The following is a 5,685-nucleotide window of genomic DNA, read 5'->3' on the forward strand; positions in this document are numbered from 1 at the left end:
TATATATAGTTACGTACGAGATAATTAATAATATATATTTCTCTATATATACTACATAGATTTTTTAAAAGTGTAATAATGTAATAAATGTTATCAAAGCTAGTAATATCAAGGCTTAGACATCATTACAAATAAAATAAAAAGTGTAATTAGAATTGTAATAGACATTATATAAAACTATCATAAATACAGTAATATCAATACTTTAAGCTATATTTACTTAGTTACACTATTTGTATTAAGTAATGTAAATTTCTATTAAAAACTATATATTTTAATCTTTTTTCAATAAAATATTAACTTTAGTTCAACATTTGGTGTTTTAAACAGTGTATTATAGTATCATAGATATTTTAAAAAAAGGCTTTTATATATGTCTTTTGATTTTTTATATATAAGACATTTAGACAAGGAGGTGTTTTGTTAATGTTAGATGAAAAACATATTGCTGCTATTGATTATATATTGAGTGGAACCATGTTAAAACAAGAGGTTGCCGATAGAGTTGGTATTAGTACTAGAACATTAAATAGGTGGGAGAATGATATTGAGTTCAAGGCTGAACTTGACAGACGAAGAGAACAGCTAAAAAAATGTGCTGAGAATAAAATAGTTAATGAAACTACCAACTTAGTTGATAAAATGTTTGATTTAGCCTATAAAAGTACAGACCATAGGGTAAAGTACAATGCTATCAAGTATCTATTGGATAGATCTTTAGGGGTTCCTACAGTAGCTAAGGCAGACAATAATAATAAGGATGATACTGTTAATAAGGATGCAAATGCTCTTAAGAATGATTTAGAGGAAATAAAGAAACTAACAGTTGTTAAGTAGTATCAAAAGGTATACTTATTAATACTTAAAAATAACAACGTATTTAAGCCATTAGTAAGATATGAAATTAATTTGAAAGGTATCAAAATATACATTGACTTTTTGATACTATAAAGATAATATAAAAGTATAGATGATGAGATAGGGGGTACCTTCTAAAACCAGGACTCTCTACTGGGCTGTTGACCAGTTACACAATTTCTATAATATTTTCAAAAAGTCGAGGTGTTTTTATGAGAACTTATGGTTATGCAAGGGTTAGTACCAAAGAACAAAATTTAGAAAGACAGTTAATAGCCCTAAGAGAAAATGGAGTTGAAGAAAATAATATAAAAACTGATAAGCAATCAGGTAAGGACTTTAATAGGCAAAGTTATTTATTATTAAAGAATGAATTATTAAGACCTGGTGATACTTTAGTAATTAAAGAATTAGATAGACTTGGTAGAGATATGCAGATGATAAAAGATGAGTGGAGAGAGTTGCAAGATAAGGGAATAAATTTAGTTGTAATAGATCAACCAATTCTTAATACTGTTGGAAAGTCTGATTTAGAAAAATTACTGATATCAAATATTATTTTTGAATTACTTAGTTATATGGCTGAAAAGGAAAGACTTAAAATAAGGGATAGGCAGCGTGAAGGAATTGAAGCTAAAAAGTCCAGGGGTGAATGGGATGATTATGGAAGACCTAGAGTTCTTAATTTTAATAAATTTGCAAAAGAATATAGAAGAGTTTTAGATGGTGATATTAAGCCAGTAGAATGTATGAAATTATTAGGTATAACTAAGCCGACTTATTATAGATATAGAAAAGAATATGAGGTGAGCGATAGTGAGCAATTATAGGATAGGTTTATATAATCCAAAAGTTGAAAACAATTCAAAGCTAAAAGATTGTAGTATAATATTTGATAATTTAAGAGATTTAGAAAAACATATCCGAAAAGATGATGAAGTTGTGTTAGTCAGTGGTTATAGCATATATGGTTACGATGATGCTGAACTTATGAAACTTATAGATGATTATAACTTAAATATTTATATATCAGATGAAAATGGAAATAATCCAGTAAGTTCTAAGGCTCTTAGTAAAATGAAAATACATTTAATAATAGCAACAAATGAATATATTAGAGGAAGTATTGATATTATAAAAAAGTTTATTGAGTAAATGAATGTAATATTATTACTAGTTGTCTGAAATACATTTAATGTTGAATATAATTTATAGAATAGAGGATATTACCAAATTCTGTAGAATTATATCTATGGAAGGAGGTGGTATTATGTCTAAATATGTTGCGCCGTCATTAGAAGGAATTACATTTACTTGTCCATATTGCAATACGCTATCACAACAACAAAGAAATGAATCTGTATATTGGTATAATGAATCTGCAAAAAACTATGAACGACCTTCAGTTATAAATTATGAGAATAAGCCTTTTGAAATAACTATAACTACATGCCAGTCTTGTGAAAGATATCATATCTGGCATAATGATAAAATGTTATTACCAAATACGTCTAATATACCATTGCCACTAGGTGAAATGCATGATGATATAAAACAATTGTATAATGAAGCGAGGGATGTATTTCCACATTCTAAAAGAGCAACAGCTGCATTATTAAGATTAGCGCTACAAAAACTATGTGTGCATCTGGGAGAAAAAGGGAAAAATATAAATGATGATATTGCTAGTTTAGTTTCAAAAGGACTGCCAGTTGAGGTACAGAAAGCACTAGATTATGTTAGAGTTACTGGAAATAATTCAGTTCATCCTGGAGAAATGAATATTGAAGACAATGATGATATATGTTTAAGGTTGTTTTCAATGTTGAACTTCATTGTTGATAGGATGATAATTCAACCTAAGAAAATAGAAGAAGCTTTTGATTATTTACCTGAAAAAGCTAAGAATGCAATAGAAAAAAGAGATAATAAGTAAGAACTCTCAATAATGAGGGTTCTTTTTGTTTAGGAGGGATTATGAATGTATTATACTAGTTTTAAATGTAAAAGGTGTGGAAAAGAAGTTATTTTATTAACTGAACAACTTAATAGCACTTTGAAAGCTGGTAAATACATATCATGCTCTCATTGTGGTAGTAAAAATTTATTTAAAGAAACTGAAACAGATGATCTTAGGGAAGTTATGAAGGCTCGAAAATATAAAAGAAATTCTCGGGGATGTATGGAGCAGTATTAAAAGGAAAATGTTGACTCTTGTAGAATATTAATTCTATAGGAGGTGAAATTTATGGATGAATTTTTATATACAAATAAATGGTATTGGGAAGATATTGATGATGAAATGGAACCTAAGACATATACATGTTATAACTGTGGAAAAACTATATCATCAAAGGAAGGATATAATTGCTCAGAATCTGGTTATAATAAAGGTGAAAATGGTAAAATTTATATTTGTCATATATGTAAGAGACCCACTTACTTTTTATTTGACGAACAAATACCGGGTGAACTATATGGAGAAGAAATCAATCATTTACCAAGTGATATAAATAATGCGTATAATGAAGCTAGAAAATGTTTTTCAGTTAGTGCATATACATCATCAGTTTTATGTTGTAGAAAGATATTGATGCATATTGCTTGTGAAAAGGGTGCAAAAGAAGGAAAGGGTTTTGTGGAATATATCAATTACTTAGATGATAATGGGTATATTCCTCCTGATGGAAAAATGTGGGTTGATAGTATAAGAAAGCTTGGAAATAGTGCTACTCATAAGCTAGAGAATAAGACAGATAAAGAGGCACAACTGGCAATAAAGTTTACTAGTATGTTATTGAGAATAATATATGAGTTCCCTAAATTACTTGAAAATAATTAAAAAGGAGTGATAAAGCTTGAATATACCATTTGAATTTCCTAGTGATGAAGCTCGTAATAAATGGTTGCTTTATCACTATCTAAAAAAATCATATACTGATTTAGGAATTCCTGAAGATAAAGCAGAGGAATTAACTGATAATAGAATTATTGAAAACTCTAAAAATTTGTTTGGTTACCATGGATTAGCATGGCAATTAGGGCAAATAAGTTTAGAGTTTTTTTGTTTGTATTTTTTACAAGATATTTATTTACCTAAAGAAGATAATGCTGCAGCTCCAATGGCTGAAGTTCATCATGAAATGTGGAGAGATATACAAGAATCTGTAATTGGTACTGGACCAGAACAACTAGGTAGAGTAGTTTCAAGAGGTACCGGTAAATCTGCTTTTGGTACATTAGGTCCTAGTTGTTGGGTAGTAGCTTATAAGCATAAAACTTATGTATTAATATGTTCAGACATAGGGTCTACTGCTGAAAAATTTATCAAAGATATTAAAGATAATATGATTGATAATGAATATATTGAAAGTGCTTTTGGTAAAATACTAGATGATAAAAATAGAGATTTCATTTGTAACTCTACTCAGCTAGAGTTTACTAATAGAACTTTTATAGAAGCTATTTCTTCAAGTTCTCCAATGAGAGGTAGAAAATATAGAAATACTAGACCAGATTTAATTATTCTAGATGATTATCAATCCGAGGATGATGTTAGAACTGAAGAAGCAAGGGTTAAGAAGTGGAAGAAGTATTCTGATGATGTTAAGTTTGCTAAGCAAAGGCCTTTAAAAAGAAACGGTAAGATTATTAAAAAAGGTACAGTCCTTTTAGCGTGGGGAACTCAGCAGCATAAAGAATGTTTCTATTCTAGATTGTTAAAATCAGCAACATGGAAATTCAAAAAATACAAAGGTGTACTAATTGATGATTTCATTAATGATAAAGGTGAAAAAGTTAATGGATTAGATTACTACTTTTCTCATGGCTTATGGAAAGAATTTAGTGATATCTTACATGATTTTAAAAATGAGGATAGGCTTGAAGATGCTAAAGAGTTTTACTATAAACACGAAAAGGATATGCAGTTTCCTACTTTATGGAGTGAGTTCTGGGACTGCTTAGAACTGGCCCTTGATTACTATGAAAATCCTAATTCCTTTAAACAAGAGGTTCAAGGTGATGTTGATTCTATAGGGGAAAAATACTTTAAAAGAGTAAATACAGAGTTAAGATGTATTATTGAAACTCATGAATTTATAAAAACAATGCTTTGTGTGGATCCAGCTGCTTCAGGTGGTAAAAATAATGACTATAGTGCATTCTTAGTAGGTTCTGAAAGTAGTAATAGTAATAAATATGCTAGAAAAGCTAAGCTAGAAAAAATAAATGCTAGAAAAGAATTTGATAGATATATTAAAAAAATGGTTGATTACTTATTAGAATATGAGGATATCACTCATGTTAATATAGAAAAAAATACTTTTAATGGAGCTGATGCAAATCAACTTGAAAAAGCCATAAGTGAACATCCAGTCTTAAAGTATAGGAATATAACAATTATAAATGAAATGCAAAGAAGAAATAAGGATGATAAGATTTCTACAATAGTACCAGCAGTTAACAATGGTACTTTTATTTTTGCTGAAGAAGATACAGAATTTAGAGAGCAACTTATGGAGTTTGCTGGACAAAAGTTCACAGTGCATGATGATGCTGCTGACGTATCGGCTGAATTTTGGCTAAAGATTGATGAAATTAAAGTTGTTAGAAGAGTACAGTTACTAGATAGAAGATTATTTGGATTATAGGAGGTGTAAATCTTGAATATTAATGAAATTATAAAAAAGTTATTTAAAAAAGAAATTGGATTAGACCTTAATAATCCAGAACATTTGAAATTAGTTAAAAAAGCTCATGGATCTTATAATGTATTTAAAAATATTTATGATAAGATGTATCGATATTATAAAGGTGATACTGATG

General features: G+C 28.8%; 7 protein-coding genes. All 7 read left to right on the plus strand.

The genetic code is table 11. The annotated features are described in order from the left end of the window. The first annotated feature begins 426 nt into the window (after nucleotides 1–426). The 7 genes from E6248_RS12180 (at nucleotide 427) to E6248_RS12210 (ending at nucleotide 5,510) form a co-directional block, all read left to right on the plus strand. Nucleotides 427–837, plus strand: coding sequence for a helix-turn-helix domain-containing protein (locus tag E6248_RS12180; protein ID WP_316341072.1), 411 nt, complete (start codon nucleotides 427–429; stop codon nucleotides 835–837). Between the two features lie 233 nt (nucleotides 838–1,070). Continuing rightward, on the plus strand, nucleotides 1,071–1,688 hold the full coding sequence (locus E6248_RS12185) for a recombinase family protein (RefSeq protein ID WP_316341073.1): 618 nt from the start codon (nucleotides 1,071–1,073) through the stop codon (nucleotides 1,686–1,688). Then, nucleotides 1,675–2,013, plus strand: coding sequence for a hypothetical protein (locus E6248_RS12190; RefSeq protein ID WP_316341074.1), 339 nt, complete (start codon nucleotides 1,675–1,677; stop codon nucleotides 2,011–2,013). The genes E6248_RS12185 and E6248_RS12190 overlap by 14 nt, the downstream gene beginning before the upstream one ends. 115 nt (nucleotides 2,014–2,128) lie before the next feature. Beyond that, nucleotides 2,129–2,794, plus strand: coding sequence for a DUF4145 domain-containing protein (locus E6248_RS12195; RefSeq protein WP_316341075.1), 666 nt, complete (start codon nucleotides 2,129–2,131; stop codon nucleotides 2,792–2,794). 45 nt (nucleotides 2,795–2,839) lie between these two features. Further along, nucleotides 2,840–3,055 carry a hypothetical protein gene (locus E6248_RS12200; RefSeq protein ID WP_316341076.1) on the plus strand — a complete coding sequence of 72 codons (216 nt, stop codon included), beginning with the start codon at nucleotides 2,840–2,842 and terminating at the stop codon, nucleotides 3,053–3,055. Between the two features lie 51 nt (nucleotides 3,056–3,106). Next, complete coding sequence (locus tag E6248_RS12205; RefSeq protein WP_316341077.1) at nucleotides 3,107–3,700, plus strand: DUF4145 domain-containing protein; 594 nt, start codon at nucleotides 3,107–3,109, stop codon at nucleotides 3,698–3,700. A 16-nt stretch (nucleotides 3,701–3,716) separates the two neighbouring features. After that, nucleotides 3,717–5,510, plus strand: coding sequence for a hypothetical protein (locus E6248_RS12210; protein ID WP_316341078.1), 1,794 nt, complete (start codon nucleotides 3,717–3,719; stop codon nucleotides 5,508–5,510). The last annotated feature ends 175 nt before the right edge of the window (nucleotides 5,511–5,685 follow it).

The sequence above is a fragment of the Clostridium sp. genome, from assembly GCF_032552055.1.
Classification (GTDB): domain Bacteria; phylum Bacillota; class Clostridia; order Clostridiales; family Clostridiaceae; genus Clostridium.